Source organism: Aggregatilinea sp. (assembly GCF_036822615.1).
In the GTDB taxonomy this organism is placed as follows: Bacteria; Chloroflexota; Anaerolineae; order Aggregatilineales; family Aggregatilineaceae; genus Aggregatilinea.
In genome coordinates this window covers 14,401-38,523 of the sequence record NZ_DAISHJ010000037.1, presented here as the reverse complement: position 1 = coordinate 38,523, position 24,123 = coordinate 14,401, and the positions used below count along the sequence as shown (strand labels likewise).

The following is a 24,123-nucleotide window of genomic DNA, read 5'->3' as shown; positions in this document are numbered from 1 at the left end:
GATGAAGAGGGAAAATACGAAGCTCGTGCCGGACGAAGCGACACGCCGCGTCGAAACGGTCGAGGTTCCTACGCTGCTGCCGCTACCGTTCCTGAACGCTGTCGCGTCCGATGCGCCTACGCCGGGCGGGGGGGCGGTCGCGGCGCTGGCGGGCGCGCTTAGCGCGGCGCTGGCGGAGATGGTCGCCGGATTGACGGTGGGGAAAAAGTATTATGCCGAGGTTGAGACGTCGATGCGCGCCATCGCGGCGGCGGGCGCGGATTTGCGCCAGAAGCTGACGGCTGCGATCGAGGACGACATTTTGGCGTTCAACGCCGTGATGGAAGCGTACCGTCTGCCAAAAGACGACACCGAGCGGCCCGCCGCGATCGATCGCGCGTTGATGCAGGCGGCGGACGTGCCTCTGACTGTGGCGCGGCTGTCGCTGGAAGCGATGCGGCTGGCGGAACAGGTCGCGCTGCAAGGCAACCGCAACGCCGCGAGCGATGCCGCGTCCGCCGGGCTGATTGGGCTGGCAGCGGTCGAAAGCGCGGGCTTGAACGTGCGCGTGAACGCGGCCAGCCTCGCAGACGAGACGATGGCCGGACGTTATCGCAACGACATCAACACGATCGTCAGCGAAGCGCGCGCGGTCCGCGATCGGGTGGTGCAGGCCGCCGAGGAACGCGCTGGCATCGCATCGTAGGGTTTGTGCATCTATCCGTATAGCAGTAGTGGGCGCGCTCCGTGCGCGCCCGGCTGTTTACGGTGGGCTTGAAGCCAGATTAGAAGAAAAGGTGAAGGTATTCGTCATTGCGAGCACTTCAGAGCCATACCATCATCGTTTGGGCTGCTGCGTTAGGGGCGGCGCTGCTCCTGGCAGGCTGCGGAAGCCAATCCGCGCCACCCGCTGCCACGGGCGCGCACGATCCGACCGCCAGCCCTGACATATCATCGACCTTGATCGCGATGCAAAGCGCGGCGACGAGCGTCCCCACGGCGGCGGGCGCGGCTCTGCCTGCCGCAACCCTGCCTCCGGTCCCTACGGATGTGTCGGTGCGGTTGGTCGATCTGGTGTCGACACTGCCGCCGACCCCGACCGTCGCGCCTGTGTTCACCGTTTACCCGACCAATACGCCGCGAGCCGTGTCCGCGACGCTGACGCCGACTGTCACGCTGCCGCGCGAGGATCACTATTGGTTTGAGCGCTCTTTCCCGCGCGATCCGACTAACAACATTGTGGACTATCTGTCGCGCACGTATCCGTACGGCTCGACGGGCGGCGGGCAGTATCAGGTGCATCACGGCGTGGATATTCCGAACGTGTTGGGGACGCGTATCCTGGCTGCGAATTCCGGCTGGGTAACCTACGCGGGGGACGACTACACGCGCAAGGTGGGGCCGCAGACCGATTTTTACGGCAACGTCGTGATCATCGAAAACGAGCAGCCCGCGCCGAACGGCGAACCGGTGTATACGCTTTACGGTCACATGTCCCAGATTTACGTGAAAGCGGGGCAGCGTATCAGCGCCGGGACCGAGATTGGGGAGGTGGGGGCGGAAGGCGTTGCGCTGGGTTCGCATCTGCACCTGGAAGTGCGGATCGGCGATCCGTTTGACTACGGCAGCACGCTCAACCCAGATCTATGGGTCAAGCCGTGGGAAGGTTTTGGCACGCTGGCGGGCAAAGTGACGGAGAACGATGGCTCGCTGGTATACGACGCCACGATCATCATTCGCGGCGACACGCCGCCCGATACCTACACCTATACCTACTCGGACGATACGGTGAATCCCGACCCGGTTTACGGCGAGAACTTCACGCGAGGCGACCTGCCCGCCGGACACTACCGCATCTTCGTGCGGGCGGACGGTGTGGTGCGCTTCCAGGGGGATGCGGATGTCGTGTCGGGCCAGACGACCTGGCTGGATATCAAGTTCAACTGACGCGCGATCCTGCGGCGGAAAGAGAACGGGGCGAATGTACTGTCACATTCGCCCCGTTTTTGTATTCTCGAACGACCTCAGAGAACTATCCAAACGCGCGGTGTTTCCACTCACCGCCGACCATCGTGCCGAGCACCTGTGTCGCCAGGATCTCGTTCGGCGGCACGGCGAACAGGTCACGGTCGAGCACGACGAGATCGGCCAGGAAGCCCGGTGCAAGCGTACCGAGATCATGTTCCAGCCCGGCGGCGTAGGCCGGACCCTGGGTGAAGCCGCGCAGCGCCGTGTCCATGTCCAGGCGTCCCTCAGGATACCAGCCATCCGGCCCTGGCGTGCCATCCGGTCGGCGGCGCGTCACGGCGGCGTAAATGCCTTTGAGCGGATCGAACGGCTCGACGGGCGCGTCTGAGCCGAAGGCCAGCACCGCGCCTGCTTCCAACTGCGCGCGCCAGTTGTAGCTCCACTTTGCGCGCGGACCCCAGTAACGGTCGGCCATCTGCCAGTCTGACGTGGCGTGGATGGGCTGCATCGACGCGATGACGCCGAGCTGGCCCAGGCGGCCCACGTCGTCGGGGTGGATGAGCTGCACGTGCTCGATGCGATGCCGCCGCGTGCTGCGCGGGATGCCACTCGCGGCTTCTTCGGCGCGTATGGCTTCATAGACGTCCAACACATCGTGTACGGCGCGGTCCCCGATGGCGTGAATGGTCGAGGGCAGTCCGGCGGCGCTGGCGCGGCTGACCAGCTCGGCCATTTCTTCCTTGTCGGTGACGACGATCCCGGTGTTCTGCGGCTCGCCCTCGTACGGTTCGATCATGTGCGCCGTACGCGGACCGAGCGCCCCATCCGCGAAGATCTTCAGCCCGCCAATGCGCAGCCAATAGTCGCCAAAGCCCCAACGCAGGCCGAGCGCGTGGGCGTGTTCGATCCACGGTACGTTGATGTTTTTCACCACGCGTAGACCGTGCTCTCCGCGCTCGCGCAGGAGCTGCAGCGCGATCAGGCATGTGGGCGGATCGAAGTCGTGCAGCCCGGTCAGCCCGGCGGCCCAGGCGCGCCGCTGCGCTTCCAGCATCAGGTCGGCGGTCTGGTCGGGCGTGGGTGGGACGATGTGGTTCCAGACGAGCGTCATGGCGGGCGCTTCGAGCAGTAGCCCGGTCGGTTGGCCGGAGGCGTCGCGCACGAAACTGCCGCCCGCCGGATCGGGCGTGTTGGCGGTGATCCCGGCGATCCTCAGCGCCGCGCTGTTCACCCAGGCGGCGTGCCAGCTTTTCGCCATCAGGTAGACCGGGTTGTTCGGCGCGATGGCGTCGAGGTCGGCGGCGGTGGGGAAGGCGCGATCCGGCCAGAAGTCCTGGGTCCAGCCGCGCCCAACCAGCCATTCGCCGGGGGCGGCAGTGCGAACCCGTTCCGCGACGCGGCGCAGCGCTTCCTGCTTGGTGGGCACTTCGAAGATGTCGATCTCGCGCAGGCTGTGCGCCACACCTTCCCAATGGATGTGCGCGTCGGTCAGGCCGGGGATCACGGCGCGGCCTTCGAGGTTATCGACCACCGTGCCGGGGCCTGCCAGCGCGCGGATGTTGTCATCGGTTCCGGCAGCGACGATGCGATCGCGGCTGATCGCCAGCGCGGTGACCTGCGGCTGTGTGCGGTCCAGCGTGGTGATGTGTCCGTTGATCAGGATGCGGTCGATGACCGGTGAAGCTGCCATACGTCCTCCTGGGGTGGTCGATTTTAAAGCGCCAGGGCGTGCAGCGTTTCGTCCGTGCTGGGCACGCTGGACCGCCCGACCCGCGTCACCGAGAGCGCCGCGAGGTAGGTGGCGGCGCGGATCGCCCGGTCGAGATCGCCGGTACGCGCCAGCGCGATATGCAGCGCCGTGGCGAAGATGTCGCCCGCGCCGGTCGGCTCGACCTGATCCACCGGATAGGCCGAAAAATCACGCGGGTCGCCGTTTTCGTAAATGGTCCCGCCGTGTTCCGCGCGCGTGACCACCATCAGCGGGGCGAGGGCCGCAAACGCCTGCTCTGCGCCGGGCAGGTGGCGAATGTCTTCCTCGCTCATGACCGTCAGCGTGGCGCGCGGCAGAATCTCGGATGCGGATTCCCACGGGATCGCGGTCACCCGGCCATCCTCTTCGCGCCGCCGCATCCAGCCCTGAGGCGTGGCGCATACGCGCGCGCCTTCAAAGGCCGAGACGAAGGCGGGATCGACTTCGTACGCGATGGGAGCCAGATGCACCAGCGGGGCTTGACGCCACGCCGGGGGCAGCATATCCGGGTGCAGGGTGTTTGCGCGGTGATACAGATATTGGATGCGGCTGCTGCCGGTGTAGCGGTTATCAAACGTGGTGGTGTGCTCCCCCGGAACGCTGAGCACCGCCGCGTCGGGGGGCAGGTCGGCCAACAGCGGCTCGCCTTCGGCGCTGCTGGTGAGGATCGCCACGTGCATCCCGAACGCCAGCGCCATTTGCGCGGCATAGGAAACCGTCCCGCCCAGCATCGCGCCGTTGGGCGTGACGTCGTGGGCGATGTGCCCGATCAACAGGTAGTCTGGAGTAAACGCATTGAGATCAGTCATTGGGCCAGCCAGTGATAAGTGAAGAAATAAGAAAATGCCGCGACACAGGTCGCGGCAAAAGATAACTTATTTGAGACGCGTCATCCAATTAGCGCCGCTTGTTGGGCACGATGGTGACCTTGCGGTGATCACCTTCGCCCACACTCTGCGTGGTAACGTCCGGGTTTCCGCGCAGTTCCAGGTGCACGATGCGCCGCTCGTAGGGGGGCATCGGCTCCAGGGCGACGGTGCGACCCAGTTCCATCGCCTGCTGCGCCATACGCTGCGCGAGGCGGCGGAGCATCTCTTCGCGGCGGGCCTTGTAACCTTCCACGTCGATCACGATGTTGGTGCGGCGCTGAAGCTCGCGGCTGGCGATCAGGCGGGTGATGTACTGGAGCGCGGTCAGCGTTTCGCCGCGCCGCCCGATCAGCGTGCCCAGGTCGTCGCCCTGAATTTGCAGCACCCAGGGCGCCTGTTCGCCGTGCTCGGCTTCGGCACGGTAAACGGCCACCGTCGCTTCAACCTCCATTTTTTCGAGCAGTTCTTGCAGCGTCGCCATGCCAACGCGCGCATCGTCGTCCAGCTCGTCTTCGGACACGGGCGTCATATGAACGGAGATAGGCGCTGCCTCGTCCCCATCATCGCCGTTGTCTTCCGATTGGACCGTGCGCGGGCGTTCGGCGCGGGGCGCAGGTTGTTCGGGCGCGGCGGGACGAGGGGGAACCGGTGATGCGGCCTGTGCGGCGGGCGCTGCGGGCACGCTGTCGCGTGCCGGAGCAGCAGTCGTCAGGCGGATGCGTGCCTGCCGCGCGCCGATGCCCAGCAACCCGCGACTGGGTTCTTCAAGGATTTCGACAATCACGCTTTCGCGCGAGACACCCAGATCTTTTAGACCCTGCTCGATGGCAGTTTCAATGTCGGCCCCAGTCGTTTCTACTGACCGCGTTTCACTCATAAGTGCATCCTCAACTGGCTAAATGCGGGTCACTTTTTTGCTTTGGCACGCGCCGCGCGTGTGTCGGTGATGCCCGATTTCTTTGGCTTAATCACCGGATCTTTGGCCGGAGTCAGCGTGCGCTTAGGCTTAATCGACTCGGCAGGGCGCTCGATGCGCTTGGCGGGCGCTTTGCTGGCAGGAGCTTTTTCGGCCTTTTCTACTTTGTCTTCGGCCTTAATCGACTGGCCCTCGACAACGGCGGGCACAGGCTCCGCCGACTTTATACCCAGCATCCCCTTGACGTCAATCTTGCCCATCAAGGCATACTGCACGATACCGATCACGTTGGACGCGATAAAGTATACCGAAAGGCCGGACGCATAGGTGATCGCAAAGACGCCGAACATCAGCGGCATGATTGTGGTCATCTGGCGCGTCATCGCCGCGGTCTGATCCGGCTTGTCGCCCGGCTGAGGGGCGGGAGTGCTGGGCATGATCAGTTTCTGCTGGAGCCACATCGTCACGACCACCAGGACCGGCAGCAGGTAGAGCGGGTCCGGCACGGCTAGATTCAGCCACATGAAGTGGTTTTGCAGCGGCACGATGTTCGACAGGTCCGGCACCCACAGGCGGTTGGACAGGTCGAGCAGTTCGAGCGGCGTGGCCGCCAACGTCGCAATAATCGCGCGGTACAGACCGATCATGATCGGGAACTGGATGAGCAGCGGAAGGCAGCTTGCCAGCGGGTTGACGCCGTATTCACGGTAAAGCTGCATCTGCGCTTCGGCCAGCTTTTCCTTGTCGTTCTTGTACTTCTCTTGCAGCTTCTTCATCTCGGGCTGGATCTTCTGCATGGCCTGCGCCGAGCGCTGCTGCTTGAGAGTCAGGGGGTAGGTGGCGAGCCGCACGAGAACCGTGAAGACGACGATCGCCAGCACCACGTTCCCGCCCAGAATCTTGTACAGGAACAGCAGTATCGTAATGAAGGGGTTGATGATGATGTCGAACATGAAGGTGTGCCTCTACACTCCTGCGCGATACTCGCGGCGCGCCTCAGTCTTCGTTGGAATAACGCCAGTCCTCTTCACCTGAGGCGCTGGACAGCGCCACGACGAGCGCGTCGTTCTCGGTGGTTCCTACAACTACAATCCCAGCTTCATTATCGCCTTCCACCGGGATAACGCTGGTGAGTGCGGGACCACTGGTGTTGGCTTTCCACGAGAGATCGCCATTGCTCTGGTTCAGCGCGTAGACGGTTTTGTCTTCAGATCCGGCAATCACCAGCCCATTCGATAGTGCCGGTGTGCCGCGGATTGGCTGTTCGGCTACAGGCAGCTTCCACTTTTGCTGGAATCCGTCATCTGTGATGCGGACAGCGTAGACGAAGCCCTTCAGATCGCCAAAGTATAACACATCGTCGGCCATCGCCGGTTTATCCCACAACCAGCCCTCGGTCGCATACCGGGCGGCGATGCTCTGTGTGGCCGGATCGACAGCAAGCAGTTCCGACAGGAACGTACCAACATAGATCAGATTGCGATCCGAGTCGTACAACATGTCGCCAGGGGCGGCAGCCCCGAGATCGATGCTCCAGCGCTCGTTGCCGGTTTCCGGGTCCAGCGCGTAGAGATTGTGATCGAGGGACGCCACGTAAAGCGTGGCCTCGCCGTCGTTGCCGTCCGTGTTGGCGGACAGGTAGAGCGGCGTGGACCACACACCGTGGCCGGTTTCAAATTCCCAGTCGGGCGCGCCGGTTTCACGATCGAGCGCGATCACATTGCGGCTGCCCATACCCACGAACACACGGTCCTCGGATACGGCAATTCCGGCGATGATGCGATCGGGCGCTTCGAGCGCGATGGGGCCGATCAGCTTCTCGATATCAGGTTCGTAGACCCACTTGGCCTGACCTGCATCGTCGATGGCGTGCACGCGACCCTTATAGTCACCGACGTAGACCACCCCATCGACCTCGACCGGTATTGCGGAAAAAGTGGCATCGCGGTCGTCTTTGTTGGGGTAATCCCAGAGGCGTTCACCGGTTGCTGGATCGATGGCAGCTATCCGCTGCCCGTAGGAAATGAGAATTTGACCATCACTGACTGTGATGCCCGGCCATGTTCCGGTGAGGCCGCCACAGGCCGAAAGCAGCACTGCCGCCACCAACAACACAGCGATTGTGGCGCGTCGGGAGGAATGGAAGACGTGGAGAATGTTCAATCGTACTCCTTCGTTGCCGGTAGGCAGCATCAAGGGACGGGATCGTGGCCCCCGGGACCGAGCGGGTGACAGCGTGCGATGCGCTTCATGCCCAGCCAACTGCCCTTCAATAGTCCGTGTTTGTCGATAGCTTGGTAGGTGTAGTGGGAGCAGCTGGGGTCGTACCGGCAGCTCGGGGGAAGAAGCCGCGAGAATGTTAGCTGATACACGCGGATCAGCGCAAGGCCGACATACTTCATGGCTGTTGCTCCCCAACAGGCGGTTCCCATAGACCCGCCTGCTTCAGGCAGGTGACGGTTGCCCGCTCAACGGCTTGATAGGGCTGCCCGACAATATGGGGACGGGCAACCACGACGACATCAAAGCCGTTGGCGAGCAGCGGGTCGGACTGCCGGATCACCTCACGCAGAACGCGCCGGACCGTATTGCGTACAACGGCATTGCCCAACCGTTTACTCGTCACAAACCCATACCGGTTATGTGACAGAAGGTTGGGCGCTACGCTCAAGGTGAGAAACGGATGCCGGTAGGTACGTCCGGTTTTCCGCAAATGGGCGAAGTCTTCCTGCCGCCGAAGTCGCAGAGGGCGCTGCATCGCGCGTTGATTGGCTGGTCAGCGCTAGGCGTTCCAGTCCACCTTCTTGACGTGATTATTCATCTTGGGCGTCAGCACGGCACGACCACGTGCGCGGCGCGACTTGAGCACCTTGCGTCCATTGGCTGAGCGCATGCGGCGGCGGAAGCCATGAACACGGACACGGCGGCGCTTCTTGGGCTGATAAGTACGTTTTGGCATGACTGATCCTCTTCCAAAAAACGCGCACAGGGGCGCGGTTCGGTTGACAAAACGGTTGCGGAACGCGAGGCGCAAGTATAGCGCATGGCCTGAGGGCGGTCAAGCGTTGCTTGCGCGACAGCCGGATTCGGAGGGGAGCGGTGGTTGCCTGTTTGAGACTTGTGTTAAGTTCAAACTAATCCGATTTTTCAAAACCAAGTCCCGTATGTGATTATCGGCTCAATCCTTCCCGTGCTCTGTTCGGAGTGTATTTAGTAATATGCCGATTCTGCCATGATGCCCTGTTTGCTCGTGCTTGCCGGCGATGGAAGCGATTTACATCGCTTGCGCGACGATTATTCCTCGCAGTACCGTTTTGCGGCGGGATCTAACCCTTTGTTGGTCGATGATGTTGATTTATTCGTGGTCGAGGCGGCGGTGCTGCCCCACCATGCGCGCTCCCTCCAAACGGTCAAAGATCGCTCCGCGCCGGGATTCATGCCTGTGCTGGCGGTGGCGGTCGATGATTCTACGACCTGGACGCACTTGACCGGCTATATGGGCACGCTGGTGGATGCAGTGCTGGTGATGCCTTTCACCCCTAAGATTTTTGAACTGAATGTTCACAATTTGTTGTCTCGACGGAATTTGATGCAACAACTGCTGGATCAAGCGCGGTCCCTGTCGCGGATTAACATGGCGCTTGAATCGATCAGTGACGCGATCAGCATTAGCGACCAGACCGGCACGATTATTTATGAGAACCAGTCGTTTTTCGATCTGTACGGGTTCGATGACGAGGATTTAACCCAGGGCGGTATCGAGCACACGCTGTTTGCTGACGATGCTGTGGCCGATGAAGTGTCCACCTCGTTGGAGCGGGGCGATTCGTGGCAGGGCGAAGTCGATTTGCGGCGGAAGGACGATTTCATCGTGCCGGCATTTCTGCGCGCGAATCCGCTTCAGGACGAAAATGGCAGCGATATTGGGGCGATTTACGTGTATCGGGACATTACCGACCGGCGACGCGCCGAGGCGGTTGAGCAGGAACAACAGATTTTTGCGGATGCCCTGCGCGATACAGCGACTGCTCTGACAAGCACGCTCGATTTGAACGCTGTGCTCGACCAGATGCTTATCAGCATTCAGCGTGTTGTGCCCCACGACCTCGCCAGCATTATGCTGCTGAAGGATGGGATCGTTTCGATGGTCCGAAGCCACGGCCACGAGGCGCTGGGCATCGATTTGAATAAGATGCAGGCGGCCATGCCGGAACTAGCGGAGGTGGCCGGGCTGCGCTGGATGGCGGAATCGGGACAGCCTTTGATCGTCTCGGATGCTTATGCGTATGCGGGATGGTTCGGCAAGACCAATCTTCCGTGGCTGCGCTCCTATATGGGCGTTCCTATCCGGCTTAAAGGAGTAACACTCGGATTTTTGAACGTCAGCAGCATGCAGCGCGCCGTGTTTGACGTGGCACAAGCCACGCGACTCCAATTGTTTGCCGATCAGGCTGCGATCGCGCTCCAAAACGCTCAGCTTCACGAAAAGGCCCTGGCGTTTACGGCGATTCAGGCGCGGCAGCGATTGGCGCGCGAACTGCATGACGGTGTGAACCAGATGTTGTTTTCCGCCAGCATGATTTCTGAATCGCTGCTGTATCTTTCACGGCGAGATCCGGAAAATTTCCAACAGCGCCTGGCGCATCTGCATCGTTTGACGCGCGGCGCGCTGGTTCAGATGCGGATGCTGCTGGCCGAGCTTCGCCCGGAGGAGCTGATCGAGGCGCGATTGAGCGATCTGGTCCGCCAACTGGCCGATGCACTGCAAAGCCGCACACAACTCCAGGTGCACCTGGAAACCGAGGGTGACTACCGCCACCCGGATCCGGTTCAGGTGGCGTTTTACTACATAGCCCTGGAGCTGCTCAATAACGTTGCTAGCCACGCGCATGCCACGCAGATCAACATCAGGCTGATCAGCGCGCCGCAGATGCTTGAACTGTATATCAGGGATAACGGCGACGGAGTGGATATGGACAAAATTGCTGGTACGCAGGGGGGAATAAGTATAATTAACGACAGAGTGAGTGATATCGGAGCAACAGTCGATATTGTGAGTAGGTCGGATAGTGGGACGGAAGTGACCGTACGGTGGAGTCCATCGGAAAGGAATGCGATCTATGGCGCAGACACCGCCAATTCGCGTACTGATAGTTGATGATCACGATATGGTACGCAGTGGCCTTGAAGTGTTTTTGGAGACCTTTGAAGACTTGATTCTGGTTGGTCAGGCGTCTGGTGGTGAGGAAGCTGTGCGGCAGTGTGTCGAGCTTCAACCGGACGTGGTGCTGATGGACTTGATGATGCCGGGGATGGATGGCGTGACGGCGACGCGCAACATCCTGCAAGTGTGCCCTACTGTCAAGATCATCGCACTGACGAGCTTCAAAGAGAAAGATCTGGTGCACGATGCGCTTCAGGCAGGCGCGATCAGCTACCTGCTCAAAAACGTGTCAATTGACGAGCTGTCGAACGCGATCCGCAGTGCACACCGGGGTCGCTCAACGCTCGCGCCGGAAGCCACACAAGCTCTGATCGAGGCAGTCACCCGGCCCCCGGGTCCGGGGTTTGATCTCACCGACCGGGAACAGGAGGTGCTGCGCCTGATGACGGATGGTATGAGCAACCGGGAAATTGCGGATCGTCTCATGATCAGCCACTCGACCGTGAAGAACCACGTCAGCAATATTTTCTCCAAACTAGCTGTGACCAGCCGCACCGAGGCGGTGGCACTGGCTGTGCAGCACAATTTAGTCAACTGACCTAAGTCCGCATTCCCCGTTCAACCTATTGCAAAATCCCCTGGGTACCTCATGTATCCAGGGCTGTATTTCTTATAGTAAATGAGTACGTTCTGAAAAAGTAGTTGGAAGGAATTGAGTATGGCGCAGTCACTTACCGGTAAGCAGGTTGCGATTCTGGTTGCCAATGGTTTTGAGCAGGTTGAGTTTACCGAGCCGAAGCGCGCGCTGGAAGAAGCGGGGGCGCAGGTGACGGTGATCTCGCCGGAGCACGATCGGGTGAAGGGCTGGAACCATACCGACTGGGGTGACACATTCAAGGTCGATCTTCAGGTGGATCGCGCCCAGGCGGACGACTTCGACGCCCTGGTGCTGCCCGGCGGCGTGATGAATCCCGACCATATGCGCCGGTTAGAGCCGGTTCAAACGTTTGTGCGCGCGTTCTTCGAGGCGGGCAAGCCGGTCGCGGCGATCTGCCACGCGCCGTGGACGATGATCGACGCGGGCGTGGTGAAGGGGCGCAAGCTGACCTCGTACCACACGCTCGAAACGGACCTGCGCAACGCAGGGGCGGATTGGGTCAATCAGGAAGTTGTGGTCGATAACGGGCTGGTCACCAGCCGGAATCCGGACGATCTTCCGGCATTCAACCGCAAGATGATCGAGGAGATTGCGAAAGGCCGCCACGAGCGTCAGACGGCACTGACCGCCAGCCCGCGTCACTAGTCGAGGGGGAACGATGGCGATTCCGTATGTAATTTTGGGCGGCGGCGTAGCGGCAGGTTACGCCGCCCAGGAATTTATCGAGCAGTGTATAGATCCCGATGCGCTGTGCATCGTCTCGGCGGACGAACGGCTGCCATATGATCGGCCCCCCTTGTCGAAGGGGTATATGGCGGGCAAAAAATCGCGTGAAGATATCCTGATTAATCCCGAGGCTTTTTACGCTGAGCACGGGGTAGACGTCCGGCTGAAGACGCGCATTCGAGTGGTGGATTTCGGCAGTCGCCGCCTGTATGACCAGGATGGGCGCAACATCGAGTTCGACCAGCTTCTGATTGCGACCGGCTCCCGGGTCCGCACGCTGGACGTGCCGGGCAGCGATCTGCCGGGCGTGCACTATCTGCGCTCGAACGCCGACGCCGATGCGATTCTGGCGGACGCGGAGGATGCGCGCCGCGTGGTGATCGTTGGCGGCGGCTATATCGGCATGGAAGTCGCGGCGTCGCTGGCGGGGCGTGGTCTGGACGTTACGGTCGTGTACGACAGCGACCGCCTGCTTCCCCGGCTGTTTACGCCGGAGATGTCGGGGTTTTTTGAGTCCTACTTCACCGATCGCGGTGTGAAGCTGGTTCCCAGCCAGCGAGCGAAAGCTTTCAAAGGCAGCGGGCGCGTGCAGCGCGTCGTAACTCGTTCGGGTAATACGCTGGACGCAGATCTGGTCGTCGCGGGGGTTGGCGTAACCCCGGCGACGGAGCTGTTTCGTGATACCGACCTGCATATGCAGGACGGCGGCATCGTGGTGAATAAGTACCTGGAGACGAATTTGCCCGGCATTTACGCGGCGGGCGATGTGGCGACGTATTACGACGTGCTGTACCAGAAATACCGCCGCATCGAGCACTGGGATAACGCGGTGCAGCAGGGCAAGCACGCCGCCCAGATGATGCACGGCTCGCACGGCGAGTATATGCACCTGCCGTACTTCTTCTCCGACGTGTTCGACCTGTCGTGGGAGTTTTGGGGCGATACGGCGGATGCCGATCAGGTGGTGTATCGCGGCGATCTGGACAGCGGCCAGTTCAGCGTGTGGTGGCTGAACGGTTGGACGGTCGATGCCGCGTTTGTGATGGACCGGCCCGACGAGGAGCGTGATCTGGCTCCGGAATGGATTCGCATGCACCAGACGGTCGATCCCGATCTGTTGGCTGATGCGCATATAGCGCTCGGAAAGGTGACTCAGCCCCGGCTTTAACGGGGGACAAGGATTACTCGGCTCGTGTTTCGCGGGTCTGCTTGAAAGGACAACCGGCACGATGGCACTTGAACGCTTTGATGCGGTGATTATTGGATCGGGACAGGGGGGCACGCCGTTGGCCCTGGCCTTCGCGCGCGCGGGGCGTACGACTGCCCTGGTGGAGCGTGCCGCGGTGGGCGGCACGTGCGTGAATACGGGCTGTACGCCTACCAAAACGCTCGTCGGGAATGCCGACGTGGTGCACACCGTGCGTCACAGTGGGGAATATGGCGTGCATACCGGGCCGGTGTCGGTGGATATGGTCGCGATTCGCGCGCGCAAGCAGCAAATTGTAGATCGCTTCCGCGACGGCAGTCTCAGCCAGATCGAAAACGCGCGCAATCTGGAACTGATTCGCGGCGAGGCATCCTTCAGCGGCCCGAAAACGCTCGACGTGCGCCTGCACGAAGGCGGAACCCGCCAGATCACGGCGGATGTGATCGTGCTCGATACCGGTTCGCGGTCGCGCGTGCCGCCCATTGCCGGGTTGGACCGCGTGAACTACCTGGACAATACCACCGTGATGGAGTTGGAGACGCTGCCGCCCCATCTTCTGATCGTCGGAGGCGGCTATATCGGCGTCGAGTTCGCGCAGATATTCCAGCGATTCGGCAGTGACGTGACGCTCGTCCAGCACTCCGACCAGTTGTTGACGCGCGAGGACCCCGATATTGCGCAGGAAGTCGCCGCGATTTTACGCGATGACGGGATCACTGTGCTGCTCAATGCCGAACTGACCCACGTCGAACCGGACGGCGACGGGCTGCGCGCCGTGATCTCGGCTCCGGACGGCGAGCGCACGGTGACCGCTTCTCACCTGCTGTTGGCGGTCGGTCGTGTGCCGAATACCGATACCTTGAATCTGCCCGCTGCCGGAGTCAAGATGGATGATAACGGCTATATCCGGGTCAATGACCGGCTGGAAACGAGCGCGCCGGGGATTAACGCGATCGGTGACGTGAAAGGCGGCCCGGCGTTTACGCATATCTCGTACGACGACTACCGCGTGCTGCGCACGAACTTGCTTGAGGGCGGGCAGGCCAGCATCAAGGGGCGTATGGTTCCTTACGTGGTGTTCATGGACCCGCAGCTGGCGCGGATCGGGCTGTCTGAACAGGATGCGTCGCGGTTGGACTGCCGCTGCCAGGTGGCGACGCTTTCCATGAACCGGGTGGCGCGCGCCATCGAGACGGGCAATACGCGCGGCGTGATGAAGGCCGTGGTCGATGCGGAGACGCAGGAAATACTTGGGTTCACAATTTTGGGCATGGACGGCGGCGAGCTGATGAGTCTGGTACAGGTCGCTATGATGGGTAAACTGCCGTATACTGCCCTGCGAGACGGTATTTTTGCGCATCCGACCCTGGCCGAAGCCGTGAATAACCTGTTCCTGAAGCTGTCCGACGTGGAACGAGTGGCTCCGGCGACCCGGCAAGCTGTTGGGTAGCCCTTCACAGAAAGGCGGCGTCATGTCTCTGGACGACAAGCTGAAGACCTACCGCGATAAGCGCGATTTTGAGCGCACGACGGAACCGGCGGGAGGGGCGGAGAGCGCTGCACAGCAGCCGCAGTTCGTAGTGCAGAAGCACGACGCGAGCCGCCTGCACTACGATTTTCGGCTCGAAGTAGACGGCGTACTGAAGTCGTGGGCGGTGCCGAAAGGGCCGTCACTCGATCCACGCCAGCGTCGGCTGGCCGTGCAGACCGAAGATCACCCATTGGAGTATCTCGACTTCGAGGGCACGATCCCACAGGGCGAATATGGCGGCGGCACGATGCTGGTCTGGGATACCGGCTCGTACCGCAACTTGAAGCCGGAGTCGATGCAAGACACCTGGGAGAAGGGCCAGATCGAGATCGCGCTGGACGGGCACAAGCTGCACGGCATCTTCGCGCTGATTCGCACTGGGAAAGGCGACGACGGGAACTGGCTGTTGATCAAAAAGAAGGACGAGCACGCGAGCGCCGAGAGCGACATTCTGGCCGATGAGCCGAATTCTGCGCTGACCGGGCGTTCGCTGGAGGATGTGGCGGCGGGGAAGTGAAACGCCAGACCATCGGAAATAGATAGGGGGCGTATGATTGCATACGCCCCTACACGTTTTAAATCGGGAAACCGTTACGCTTCGTTGGAACACCAGCCGCGAAGCTGGGCGAGCGTGGGGGCGGCGGTCGCGCCGCCGACCTTCGTCACCGACAGCCCACCGCAGATGTTGCCGTAGCGCGCGCAGACATTCAGCGGCGCTTTTTCGATCACGTAGCCGCGCAGGAAGCCCGCGTTGAAGCAGTCGCCCGCGCCGGTCGTATCGACCACGGCCCCCGCGTCGATGGCCGGGGCGTGCATGATCTCGCCCTGCGTCCCGATCCACGCGCCGTTGGCCCCGTCCTTGATCACCACAACGTTGGTCCAATCCATCAGCGTTTGAATCGCCGCGTCTACGGCGCTCGTGCCGGACACGATCAGGGCTTCGCGGGCGTTGGGCAGGAACACGTCCACCAGCGAGAGCAGACTGCGCCACTCGCAGGCTTTTTGCAGGTTGGGCGCGTCCTGACAGTCCATCGAGATCGTCGCGCCGCGCGACCGCGCGATCTCGACCATCGGCTTGAGGATCTCCATACGCATTAGCGCACCGAGGTGCAGGTGCTTGAATGTGCACTTTTCCATTGCGCTCAGCCAGTGATCGAGGTGATCGGGTGGCTGCGGATCGGCGTAGGTCAGGAAGGCGCGCTCGCCCTGGTACGGGATCGAGGTCGTGATGCGCCGGAACGGCTGGTCCAGCGCGCGGGCGAGGGACATATCGAGACCCTGTTCGACGGCCAGCGCGCGCACGTATTCGCTGTAGTAGTCGTTGCCGAAGGTCGCGGCCCAGGCGGGATGCATTTCCAGCCGCGCCAGCGACACGGCGGTGATGTACATCGCGCCGCCCGTGGCGATCACGTCTTCGGCGTACAGCTCGCGCCCCAGGACGGGAAACTCCGGCAGACCCCGGTAAATCAGGTCGAAGAAGTAATCGCCGGGCAGAAAGATGTCGAAATCGGTTTGCATCAGTGCCAGTCACCCAGATAGGGCGCGTGCGCCTCGAAGTAATCCTTCAGCAGCGCCTCGGCCAGCGGATAGGAGCCGATCAGCGGGTGCGCGACGAGCGCCTCGACGGCCAGCGACCGGTCGTGCGACAGGATCGCTTGCGACGCCAGCCGCTCGTACTGCTTGATGCCGCGCATCAGCAGATAGGGGCCTTCGGGAATTTCCCCGATATAGACCGGGCGGATGCCCGTACCGTCCACCTCGCAGGTGACTTCCACCACGTCGTCCGGGCGCATCCCGGCGATCGCGGTGCCGTTGGGCACGTTCAGGCCGATGCGCAGCGGGCGATCTTTGGTGATCGCCAGCCCTGCGCGCAGCGCGACGCCCGCATAGCCGCCGACTTCCTCGTGCGGGTTGTGGACCGGCTTGGTGTCGGCGGTCGGATTGGAGCGTTCTTCGCGCAGCGTTTCGTCGGTTTCCGCGTAGGCCATATAGCTGGCGCTGCGCCGCTGGTTATAGGCGTCGTAAATGCGCAGCGCTTCGGGCGCAGGCAGGCCGCGAAGCTGCTCGAACAGCTCGTGATTGAGCGCCAGCACTTCCTCGCCGCGCGTGCGTTCTTCGCCCTGGATGCGCTGAACGGCCACGTCGCGGTAGTAGAAGTAAAACAGGTACTCGTTGAGGAACATGCCCAACCGTTCGACCAGGGTGCGGTCGAAGAAGCGCAGGTGCGTGCTGTTCACGAAACCCGCATCGTGCACCAGCTCGGGCAGCACGTTGCGCCCGTTGACCAGCGCCTGCCGCGTCCACGACAGGTGGTTCAGACCGTAAACCTCGGTTTTGACCGCGTCCACGGGCACGCCCAGGTAGCGTGCGGTTTCGTATTGGGCGGTGTTGGCGCTGTCGCAGATGCCGACCACGCGCCGAAAGCCCGCATCGTGCAGCGTCTGCGCGACGAGGCCCGCCGGGTTGGTGAAGTTGAAGATCCAGGCGCGCGGCGCGAGGACCTGCGCGCGGTTGATGATGTCGATCAGGGCGGGGATGTTGCGCATCGCCATCGCAAAGCCGCCCGCGCCGGTCGTTTCCTGGCCGAGCACGTTGCGCTTGAGCGCGATGCGCTCGTCGTAGACGCGGCCCTGTTCCGTGCCGACGCGGATCGTGGTCACGATGATGTCGGCGTCGCGCAGGGCATCATCCAGATTCGTGGTCTGGCACAGCCGGAACGGGGATCCGGCCCGCCGCACGATCTCTTCGCTCAACGGCGCGATGGCGTCCAGCCGCGCCGGGTCGTTGTCCATCAGCCAGAGTTCGTCGAGTGTCAGGTCGGCGGCGAACGCCAGCGCCCCACGCACAAATTCCGGGGCGCGCACGCTGCCGCCGCCGATTACCGTCAGTTTCATCGTTTTAGCTCCTAACGTTTTACACCGCTCATCGAGACACCCTCGATGAAGTAGCGCTGAAGCAGCACAAACATCGCCAGCATAGGCACGGTCGCCAGGAACGAGCCCATCATCAGCAGGTTCCAGGGCGTGCGGCGCTCGCCTTGCAGCAGGCTGAGGCCGATCGTAATCACCCGGGTGCTGGGCGCATTGGTGACGACCAGCGGGTACAGAAAATCGTTCCAGGCGGCCTGCACGGTGATCACCGCGAAGGCGGCCAGCGCGGGCTTGGAGAGCGGCAGCGTGACGTGCCACAGCACGCGCAGCGGGTTCGCGCCGTCGATGATCGCTGCTTCTTCGATCTCGATCGGAATCTGCATGAATGCCTGCCGCAGCAAGAACAACGCGAACGCGCTAAACGTCCCCGGTATGATCAACGCATAGAACGTATTGTACCAGTCCAGATTGCGGATGAGGATGTATTCGGGGATCAGAATCGCCTGGAACGGGATCATCAGCAGGCCCAGGCACAGCGCAAAGACGATGTTTCTGCCGGGGAAGGGGAACCGCGCGAAGCCGTACGCCGCCAGCGAGCAGGTAATGAGCTGCCCGAAGGTGCGCCCCAGCGTGACCAGCGCCGAATTCAAGAAGTAGCGGTTGAAGTTGGGCGACAGATCGTACAGGTCGTTCAGGTTCTGCATGCAGATCGGATGCTCCGGAATCCAGCGCACCGGGAACTGGTTTAGCTCTGTGGGCGGCTTGCAGGCGGTCGAGGCCATCCACAGGAACGGCATGATCATGCCGAGCGCGCCCACGGTTAGGATGACGTAAATCAGCACCCGTACCGGCCAGGAGATTTCCCGGTAGACGGGCTGGGAGTCTTGCGTTTCCATGCGCTTAGCCTTCCTCGGATTCGTAGTAGACCCAGTAGCGCTGGACGCGAAGCTGGATGATGGTGACGGCGAGGATAATGACGAACAGGACCAGCGCGACTGCCGAGGCGTATCCGAACTCGGAATTGGTGAACGCGCGGCGGTATAGGAAGTAGGTCAGGGTCGTCGCGCTGCCGCCGATGCCGCCCGGCACGGTGCGCAGCGTCATGATGTAGACCTGATCGAAGATCTGGAAGGCGTTGACGACGGCCAGCACCGTTACCAGGAAGGTGGTCGGCGAAAGCATCGGCAGGGTGACGTGGCGGAAGCGCTGCCAGTTCGTCGCGCCGTCGATCAGCGCGGCCTCGTACAGCACGCCGGGGATCGATTGCAGCCCGGCCAGGAATAACACCATGTCGAAGCCGACGCGCTGCCAGATGGCGACGACCGCGATCGGGATCAGGGCGAGGCTCGGCTCGGTCAGCCACTTGATTTCGCCCACCCCGAACAGGCTCAAAAAGCTGTTGATGATCCCGTAGCGCGGCTGGAAGATCCAGGTCCAGACCACCGACGCGGCCACTGTGGAGGTCACCACGGGTAAAAAATAGGCCGCACGGAAGATGCTGCGCCCGGCAAGCGGCTGGTTGAGCATGATTGCGACCAGCAGCGCCAGCACGATCTCCGCCGGGACGGTCATCCCCAGCAGCTTGAAGGTGTTCTCCAGGGCGTTCCAGAATGTGGGGTCGCTGGCCAGTCTGGTGAAGTTATCAAACCCGATGAACTTCGCGGGCTTGATGGCGTTCCACTCTTGCAGGGAGGTCGCAAAGGCCATCAGGACGGGAATGCCGAAAAAGAAGAACAGCCCCAGCGTGTTGGGCGCTATCAGGGCGATTCCCCAGAGTGCTTTGCGGCGGGTGAACGGTGTTGGGCCTAGAAATCGTAACAGGGCAGACGGCATGGTAATGATGCAGCTTTCGACATCGTTCGCGGAGGACGGCGCAAGCTCACAGGGCAGAGGATGGGCGCAGTGATCTGTGGGCGTAAGAGGTGGCGTGCCGGATGCGTTTGTGCAGACATAGGCTGAGACAGGAAGGGTGATGCCTGCGGGCATCACCCTCTATCATGTGTCGGTTAAATGACTTACTGCGCCTGGAGTTGCGTATCGATGAACGCGCATGTATCAGCGACGGCGTCTTCCACCGGCACGCCCAGGTCGAAGATCTGGACAACCAATTCGCTGTTCATGGCGTCCCAGATCTCGTCGAAGACCGTGACACCCTGGGAATCCTGCATCGCGTCGATGTAAGCCTGGATATTCACGTCGGCGTCGCCGAAGCTGTCGATCCAGATCTGCTGCAGGTCGGGGTTCGGGTTGGCCGGGGAGACACCGCTGCCCTCGGCGAAGAACTTCGCGCCTTCGTCGCTGACCAGATACAGGATCAGGTTCGCGGCGAGATCGGGATTCTCGGTGCGGGCGGAGGCCACGTAACCAACCGCGTGCAGGATCGAGCGGCTGCGTTCGGTGGTCGGGTTCTTGGGGAGCTGCACGACGTCCCAGTTGAAGGTGAGCTGGTCGATGGCATCGGGCAGTTTCCACGATCCGGCGGTGATCATGGCGACCTTACCGGCAGCGAAGAACGCGAACGCGTCGTCCGCCGAGGACCCGCCAACGGTCGAAACCGTGGGCATCGCGCCGTCATCGAGCAGGCCGCGCAGGAAGTTCAACGCTTCCAGGCTGCCTTCGTCGTCCAGCGTGCATTCGGTGCGATCGGCGTTCACGACGGGGGTCGTGCCGGTCGCGGCGATCCAGTTCGGGTAACCGGCCTGGTATTCCATGTAAACCAGCGCGCCGTACTGATCCGCTTCGGGATCGGCCAGGGCTTCAGCCGACGCAGCGAAGTCATCCCAGGTCCAGTCGGCGGTCGGATACTCAACGCCTGCCGCGTCGAACATGTCCTTGTTGTACATGATGGCGATGGTGTCCCAGTTCACCGGGCCAGCATACAGATCCTGGCTCTCGCCCCAGCGATAGGGATCGATCAGGCCCGTGCCCCACGTCGTCGTGTCCACACCATATTTGTCCCAGTACGGCTGGAGATCGAGCACGGCGTCGTTGTCAGCATAGAAGAAGAAGCGGTCCTGCGACATGTTGAACACATCGGGCATGTCACCACCGGACGCGCTGGTCTTCAACAGATCCCAGTACTGGCCCCAGGGCTGGACCTGGAGATCGACCGATGCGCCGGGGCAGTAGTCCGCGATCCATTGGTCGATGGAGTCGCCAATAATGGCGGCCCAGTTTTCGTCCCAGACCCACATGGTCAGGTCGCCCGGCGCGTCGCACGGCTGTGCCTGGATGGTCGCGCCGCTGTCGTCACCTTGCGCAAAAACGGGGAGAGCAAAAGCGGAGAGGATCAGGATGGTAATTAAAACAACTGCAACGTGACGTGTAGTCCTGTGCATTCCCTTTTCTCCTTATAGCTTGATACAAGTTTTTATGCAGAAATTACTGGTGCTCGGGCCTGGTCAGGTGCGACAACAATGTCGTGGTTCTGGCTTCTGCCGGGCGGCTTCCAGGCACATCCACCCGATGAAGACCACAAACCAGGACCGTTTTCGACCGCTTCCCCACCAAGCCGGTACCGAAGTCCCTCTAGGATTTCATTATAAGAGATCCTGGTCGATCTCGCAGGGTGGCAGTCGTCACTTTTGTACGAAATAACTGTCCTCTGTTGCGCTCGCCGGTGACTTATCCGCGCGCGGTGCTGGCGGCCCGGTTGAACTCGTCGATGGCAAGCTGCGAAAACTCGTGTTCGCCCATCGCCAGGATCAGATCGAGCGGCACGGTGACGTGGTGCGCGCCTGCCAACAGGGCCGCGACGGTTTCATCGACCGTTTTCAGGCTGGCCGCAAGAATTTCCGTCTGCGTTCCCTCGATGATGCGCCGGATGTCCCGCACGACGCTCAGGCCGTCACCCATCTGGCGCGTGAGGCGGTTGACGTAGGGTGCGACGAACTGCGCGTTGACCTGCGCCGCGATGTAAGCCTGGGCGGGGGCAGAGACGGCGGTCACACAGATCTCAATGCCCGCGTCGGTCAGGCGGTGGGCCAGGGTCATGTTTTCGGTCGTGGCAGGGATCTTGATCACCACTTTGTCGGGGCGCATCTCGTGTGCTTCCCAGGCCTGATCGAGCCGCTGCTCGACCGTGCTGCCCGTCACCTGATAAAACACGTGCCCGTTGAACGTTTCCAGCAGTTCGGCCAGCACGTCCAGGCCGGGCCGTCCCGTCTCGGCGATCAGACTGGGGTTGGTGGTCACCCCTTCTACGAACGCTAATTCCTGGGCGCGGCGCGCGTGCTCAGGGAAGGCGGAGTTGAGATAGATTGCCATCGCTTGCCCTCGTAATTGCCCCTTCGATTACCGGCCCCCAATCGCCGGGGGCCGCGCCGAGATTATGCCCTATATTGCCGATTTCTGCCGCGTTTGTTGCGCGACGTATGACAGGGACGGAGTATCGACCGGACGACGACCGGGATCGGGTATAATGGGGGGCGCTGCCGTTTGGCCCACTAAATTCTACATATAAGAGCGTACAAGGATGCAGGCCCATGATTCGTGGCGTGATCTTCGACTTTGACGGGCTGGTGATCGATACCGAAATGCCCGATTATCAGGCGTGGTGTGAGGTTTACGACCGGTACGGCGCGGAATTGCCGATGACCGAGTGGATGAAGTGCGTGGGCAATTCCGCCGAGACGTTCGACACCTGTTCCTACCTGGAAACTGTGCTCGGCCACGCTCTCGACGACCGTGAGGGCGTGCAGGCTGCCGTGCACCAGCGCCGCCTGGAGATCATCGCCACACAGCAGGCGCTGCCCGGCGTCGAAGACTATCTGCGCGAAGCACGCCGCCTGGGACTGAAGCTGGCCGTCGCGTCCAGCTCGACGCATACATGGGTCGATGCGCACCTGAAGCGGCTCGGCCTGTACGATACGTTCGACTGCGTGCGCTGCCGGGAAGATGTCGACATCATCAAGCCCGACCCGGCGCTCTACCTTTCCGCACTGGATGGGCTGGATCTGCGCGCGGAAGAAGCCATTGCGTTCGAAGATTCGGCCAGCGGGATTCTGGCGGCCAAACGCGCCGGGCTGTACTGCGTCGCTGTGCCGAACACGGTGACGCGGCTGATGGATCTGTCGCACGCGGACCGTGAGATCGTCTCGATGGCCGACGTGCCATTCGAGGATCTGCTGCAAGCGCTGCCGCTCTGAGCGACGCGTGCGCCAAATACGTTGGCCTGCGCTGCCCGGCGGAGTATCATAAAAACAGCGGACGCTTGAGGGCGTCCAGGGACTATTTCTCAGCTAAGGTGAGCGAACGATGCTTATTTATAACGCGCAGGTGATGACGCCGACCGGACGGCTGCCGAAGGGCTGGCTGCTGGCCGATGGGACGCGAATCGCGGCGATGGGCGCGGGCGATCCGCCAGCGTTTCCCGATCATGAGTCGATTGACGCGCAGGGTTTGGTCCTGCTGCCCGGCTTCGTGGATATTCACGTGCACGGCGGCGGCGGCGCGGAAGCGATGGATGCCACGCCGGACGCGCTGCGCACGATGGCGCGGCTCTACGCACAGCACGGTGTGACGGCCTTCACCGCGACCACCTGGACCGACTCCGACGCGCGCATTACCGCCGCGCTGGAAGTGATCCTCGAAGTGCAGGGGCGCCAGCCGGACGGCGCGACGCTGCTCGGCGCGTACCTCGAAGGCCCGTACCTGAACCCGATCCGCTGCGGCGCGCAGAGCACGGTGCACATCCGCACCGCGCCGCGCGACGAGGCGACCGCGTATCTGGATATGGGCGCGATCCGGCTGGTTGCGCTCGCACCGGAATTCGAGGAAAACGGCTGGCTGATCGAAGAATGCGCCCGGCGCGGGATCACCGTCTCGGCGGCGCACACGGCGGCAACGTACGATCAGATGGTTGCGGCGGTGGCGCGCGGCCTGACCCACGCCACGCACAGTTACAATGCCATGACCGGGCTGCACCACCGCGAGCCGGGCACGCTGGGCGCAGTGATGGCCCTGCCGGAGATTCACGCGGAACTGATCGCGGACAACATCCACGTGCACCCCGCCTCGATGCGGATTCTGTACAAGGCGAAAGGCCCGGACGGGCTGGTGCTGATTACAGACGCGATGCGCGGCGCGGGTATGCCGGAAGGCGAATATCCGATCGACGAGCGCATCGTCTACGTGAAGGACGGCGCGGTGCGTCTGCCGGATGGCACGCTGGCGGGCAGCATTTTGTCGCTGGACCTTGCGCTGTACAACTTGATGCAGGCGACCGGTGAATCGCTGGATGTGCTGTGGCCGACCAGCAGCCTGAACGCCGCGCGCCAGATTCACGTCGCCGATCGCAAGGGCAGCCTGGAGGTCGGCAAAGACGCCGACCTCGTGCTGGTCGATGAGACGATCAACGTGCGCCTGACGGTCGCGGAAGGCACCGTCGTGCACCGCGCGGGGATTTAGGGCGTCGCTAAATCAGATCGTTTGTAGGGGCGTATCGCAATACGCCCCTACGTTTGTGCTCGTGAGGAGAAATCGCA

At 62.1% G+C, this 24,123-nt stretch carries 23 protein-coding genes and 1 pseudogene; 10 read left to right on the top strand and 14 right to left on the bottom strand.

Going from position 1 to position 24,123, the window contains the following annotated elements:
• On the top strand, positions 1-685 hold a 685-nt coding region (locus tag V7116_RS12700), incomplete at its 5' end, for a cyclodeaminase/cyclohydrolase family protein (RefSeq protein WP_324392303.1).
• Positions 686-792: 107 nt separating this feature from the next.
• Entirely contained in the window at positions 793-1,926 is a 1,134-nt protein-coding gene (locus V7116_RS12695) for a peptidoglycan DD-metalloendopeptidase family protein (protein ID WP_324392302.1), read from the top strand.
• An 85-nt stretch (positions 1,927-2,011) separates the two neighbouring features.
• Here V7116_RS12695 and V7116_RS12690 read toward each other — a convergent pair whose 3' ends face one another.
• From V7116_RS12690 to rpmH, 8 genes and pseudogenes are all read right to left on the bottom strand, one after another.
• The gene (locus V7116_RS12690) at positions 2,012-3,637 is read right to left on the bottom strand and encodes an amidohydrolase (protein WP_324392301.1); all 1,626 of its coding nucleotides are present in this window, start codon (positions 3,635-3,637) and stop codon (positions 2,012-2,014) included.
• Positions 3,638-3,660: 23 nt separating this feature from the next.
• Positions 3,661-4,506: a PfkB family carbohydrate kinase gene (locus V7116_RS12685; protein ID WP_324392300.1), complete on the bottom strand. Its 846-nt coding sequence runs from the start codon at positions 4,504-4,506 to the stop codon at positions 3,661-3,663.
• An 88-nt stretch (positions 4,507-4,594) separates the two neighbouring features.
• Entirely contained in the window at positions 4,595-5,443 is an 849-nt protein-coding gene (gene jag, locus V7116_RS12680) for an RNA-binding cell elongation regulator Jag/EloR (protein ID WP_324392299.1), read from the bottom strand.
• A gap of 29 nt (positions 5,444-5,472) precedes the next feature.
• A complete protein-coding gene (locus V7116_RS12675; protein ID WP_324392298.1) occupies positions 5,473-6,435 on the bottom strand; it encodes a YidC/Oxa1 family membrane protein insertase in 963 nt (320 codons plus the stop codon).
• Positions 6,436-6,478: 43 nt separating this feature from the next.
• Positions 6,479-7,645 (bottom strand): PQQ-binding-like beta-propeller repeat protein, encoded by a 1,167-nt coding sequence (locus tag V7116_RS12670; RefSeq protein WP_324392297.1) that lies wholly within the window; start codon positions 7,643-7,645, stop codon positions 6,479-6,481.
• A 29-nt stretch (positions 7,646-7,674) separates the two neighbouring features.
• Positions 7,675-7,884 (bottom strand): membrane protein insertion efficiency factor YidD, encoded by a 210-nt coding sequence (gene yidD, locus V7116_RS12665; protein WP_324392296.1) that lies wholly within the window; start codon positions 7,882-7,884, stop codon positions 7,675-7,677.
• Positions 7,881-8,240, bottom strand: coding sequence for a ribonuclease P protein component (gene rnpA / locus V7116_RS25810; protein WP_442891851.1), 360 nt, complete (start codon positions 8,238-8,240; stop codon positions 7,881-7,883). Before rnpA ends, yidD begins: the two co-directional genes overlap by 4 nt.
• 69 nt (positions 8,241-8,309) lie before the next feature.
• A pseudogene (gene rpmH, locus V7116_RS12660) lies at positions 8,310-8,441 on the bottom strand (50S ribosomal protein L34); the annotation flags it as partial.
• Positions 8,442-8,732: 291 nt separating this feature from the next.
• Here rpmH and V7116_RS12655 point away from each other — a divergent pair.
• The 6 genes from V7116_RS12655 to V7116_RS12630 all read left to right on the top strand — a co-directional run bounded on the left by V7116_RS12655 (position 8,733) and on the right by V7116_RS12630 (position 15,285).
• Positions 8,733-10,640, top strand: coding sequence for a sensor histidine kinase (locus V7116_RS12655; RefSeq protein WP_324392304.1), 1,908 nt, complete (start codon positions 8,733-8,735; stop codon positions 10,638-10,640).
• A complete protein-coding gene (locus V7116_RS12650) occupies positions 10,603-11,244 on the top strand; it encodes a response regulator transcription factor (RefSeq protein WP_324392294.1) in 642 nt (213 codons plus the stop codon). Before V7116_RS12655 ends, V7116_RS12650 begins: the two co-directional genes overlap by 38 nt.
• Before the next feature lie 120 nt (positions 11,245-11,364).
• Positions 11,365-11,949, top strand: a complete 585-nt coding sequence (locus V7116_RS12645; RefSeq protein ID WP_324392293.1) for a type 1 glutamine amidotransferase domain-containing protein — start codon at positions 11,365-11,367, stop codon at positions 11,947-11,949.
• Positions 11,950-11,962: 13 nt separating this feature from the next.
• On the top strand, positions 11,963-13,198 hold the full coding sequence (locus V7116_RS12640) for an NAD(P)/FAD-dependent oxidoreductase (protein ID WP_324392292.1): 1,236 nt from the start codon (positions 11,963-11,965) through the stop codon (positions 13,196-13,198).
• A 61-nt stretch (positions 13,199-13,259) separates the two neighbouring features.
• Entirely contained in the window at positions 13,260-14,687 is a 1,428-nt protein-coding gene (locus tag V7116_RS12635) for a mercuric reductase (RefSeq protein ID WP_324392291.1), read from the top strand.
• Between the two features lie 22 nt (positions 14,688-14,709).
• Positions 14,710-15,285, top strand: a complete 576-nt coding sequence (locus V7116_RS12630) for a DNA polymerase ligase N-terminal domain-containing protein (RefSeq protein WP_324392290.1) — start codon at positions 14,710-14,712, stop codon at positions 15,283-15,285.
• A 74-nt stretch (positions 15,286-15,359) separates the two neighbouring features.
• Here V7116_RS12630 and V7116_RS12625 read toward each other — a convergent pair whose 3' ends face one another.
• From V7116_RS12625 to V7116_RS12600, 6 genes are all read right to left on the bottom strand, one after another.
• On the bottom strand, positions 15,360-16,286 hold the full coding sequence (locus V7116_RS12625; protein ID WP_324392289.1) for a carbohydrate kinase family protein: 927 nt from the start codon (positions 16,284-16,286) through the stop codon (positions 15,360-15,362).
• A complete protein-coding gene (locus V7116_RS12620; RefSeq protein ID WP_324392288.1) occupies positions 16,286-17,662 on the bottom strand; it encodes a family 4 glycosyl hydrolase in 1,377 nt (458 codons plus the stop codon). Before V7116_RS12620 ends, V7116_RS12625 begins: the two co-directional genes overlap by 1 nt.
• An 11-nt stretch (positions 17,663-17,673) precedes the next feature.
• Positions 17,674-18,534, bottom strand: a complete 861-nt coding sequence (locus V7116_RS12615; RefSeq protein ID WP_324392287.1) for a carbohydrate ABC transporter permease — start codon at positions 18,532-18,534, stop codon at positions 17,674-17,676.
• Positions 18,535-18,538: 4 nt separating this feature from the next.
• On the bottom strand, positions 18,539-19,471 hold the full coding sequence (locus V7116_RS12610) for a carbohydrate ABC transporter permease (protein WP_324392286.1): 933 nt from the start codon (positions 19,469-19,471) through the stop codon (positions 18,539-18,541).
• Between the two features lie 182 nt (positions 19,472-19,653).
• Complete coding sequence (locus tag V7116_RS12605) at positions 19,654-20,976, bottom strand: ABC transporter substrate-binding protein (RefSeq protein WP_324392285.1); 1,323 nt, start codon at positions 20,974-20,976, stop codon at positions 19,654-19,656.
• A 286-nt stretch (positions 20,977-21,262) separates the two neighbouring features.
• Complete coding sequence (locus V7116_RS12600) at positions 21,263-21,904, bottom strand: transaldolase family protein (protein WP_324392284.1); 642 nt, start codon at positions 21,902-21,904, stop codon at positions 21,263-21,265.
• Positions 21,905-22,122: 218 nt separating this feature from the next.
• Here V7116_RS12600 and V7116_RS12595 point away from each other — a divergent pair, with 218 nt between their 5' ends.
• Positions 22,123-22,785, top strand: coding sequence for an HAD family hydrolase (locus V7116_RS12595; protein WP_324392283.1), 663 nt, complete (start codon positions 22,123-22,125; stop codon positions 22,783-22,785).
• 109 nt (positions 22,786-22,894) lie between these two features.
• Positions 22,895-24,046, top strand: a complete 1,152-nt coding sequence (gene nagA, locus V7116_RS12590) for an N-acetylglucosamine-6-phosphate deacetylase (protein ID WP_324392282.1) — start codon at positions 22,895-22,897, stop codon at positions 24,044-24,046.
• The last annotated feature ends 77 nt before the right edge of the window (positions 24,047-24,123 follow it).

Excerpts from the sequence above, each read along its gene's own strand:
- V7116_RS12605 (WP_324392285.1), bottom strand. The coding sequence starts at position 20,976 with ATGCACAGGACTACACGTCACGTTGCAGTTGTTTTAATTACCATCCTG.
- jag (WP_324392299.1), bottom strand. The coding sequence starts at position 5,443 with ATGAGTGAAACGCGGTCAGTAGAAACGACTGGGGCCGACATTGAAACT.
- V7116_RS12685 (WP_324392300.1), bottom strand. The coding sequence starts at position 4,506 with ATGACTGATCTCAATGCGTTTACTCCAGACTACCTGTTGATCGGGCAC.
- nagA (WP_324392282.1), top strand. The coding sequence starts at position 22,895 with ATGCTTATTTATAACGCGCAGGTGATGACGCCGACCGGACGGCTGCCG.
- V7116_RS12645 (WP_324392293.1), top strand. The coding sequence starts at position 11,365 with ATGGCGCAGTCACTTACCGGTAAGCAGGTTGCGATTCTGGTTGCCAAT.
- V7116_RS12600 (WP_324392284.1), bottom strand. The coding sequence starts at position 21,904 with ATGGCAATCTATCTCAACTCCGCCTTCCCTGAGCACGCGCGCCGCGCC.
- V7116_RS12650 (WP_324392294.1), top strand. The coding sequence starts at position 10,603 with ATGGCGCAGACACCGCCAATTCGCGTACTGATAGTTGATGATCACGAT.
- yidD (WP_324392296.1), bottom strand. The coding sequence starts at position 7,884 with ATGAAGTATGTCGGCCTTGCGCTGATCCGCGTGTATCAGCTAACATTC.
- rnpA (WP_442891851.1), bottom strand. The coding sequence starts at position 8,240 with ATGCAGCGCCCTCTGCGACTTCGGCGGCAGGAAGACTTCGCCCATTTG.
- V7116_RS12640 (WP_324392292.1), top strand. The coding sequence starts at position 11,963 with ATGGCGATTCCGTATGTAATTTTGGGCGGCGGCGTAGCGGCAGGTTAC.
- V7116_RS12635 (WP_324392291.1), top strand. The coding sequence starts at position 13,260 with ATGGCACTTGAACGCTTTGATGCGGTGATTATTGGATCGGGACAGGGG.
- V7116_RS12625 (WP_324392289.1), bottom strand. The coding sequence starts at position 16,286 with ATGCAAACCGATTTCGACATCTTTCTGCCCGGCGATTACTTCTTCGAC.
- V7116_RS12690 (WP_324392301.1), bottom strand. The coding sequence starts at position 3,637 with ATGGCAGCTTCACCGGTCATCGACCGCATCCTGATCAACGGACACATC.
- V7116_RS12675 (WP_324392298.1), bottom strand. The coding sequence starts at position 6,435 with ATGTTCGACATCATCATCAACCCCTTCATTACGATACTGCTGTTCCTG.
- V7116_RS12595 (WP_324392283.1), top strand. The coding sequence starts at position 22,123 with ATGATTCGTGGCGTGATCTTCGACTTTGACGGGCTGGTGATCGATACC.
- V7116_RS12615 (WP_324392287.1), bottom strand. The coding sequence starts at position 18,534 with ATGGAAACGCAAGACTCCCAGCCCGTCTACCGGGAAATCTCCTGGCCG.
- V7116_RS12610 (WP_324392286.1), bottom strand. The coding sequence starts at position 19,471 with ATGCCGTCTGCCCTGTTACGATTTCTAGGCCCAACACCGTTCACCCGC.
- V7116_RS12630 (WP_324392290.1), top strand. The coding sequence starts at position 14,710 with ATGTCTCTGGACGACAAGCTGAAGACCTACCGCGATAAGCGCGATTTT.
- V7116_RS12620 (WP_324392288.1), bottom strand. The coding sequence starts at position 17,662 with ATGAAACTGACGGTAATCGGCGGCGGCAGCGTGCGCGCCCCGGAATTT.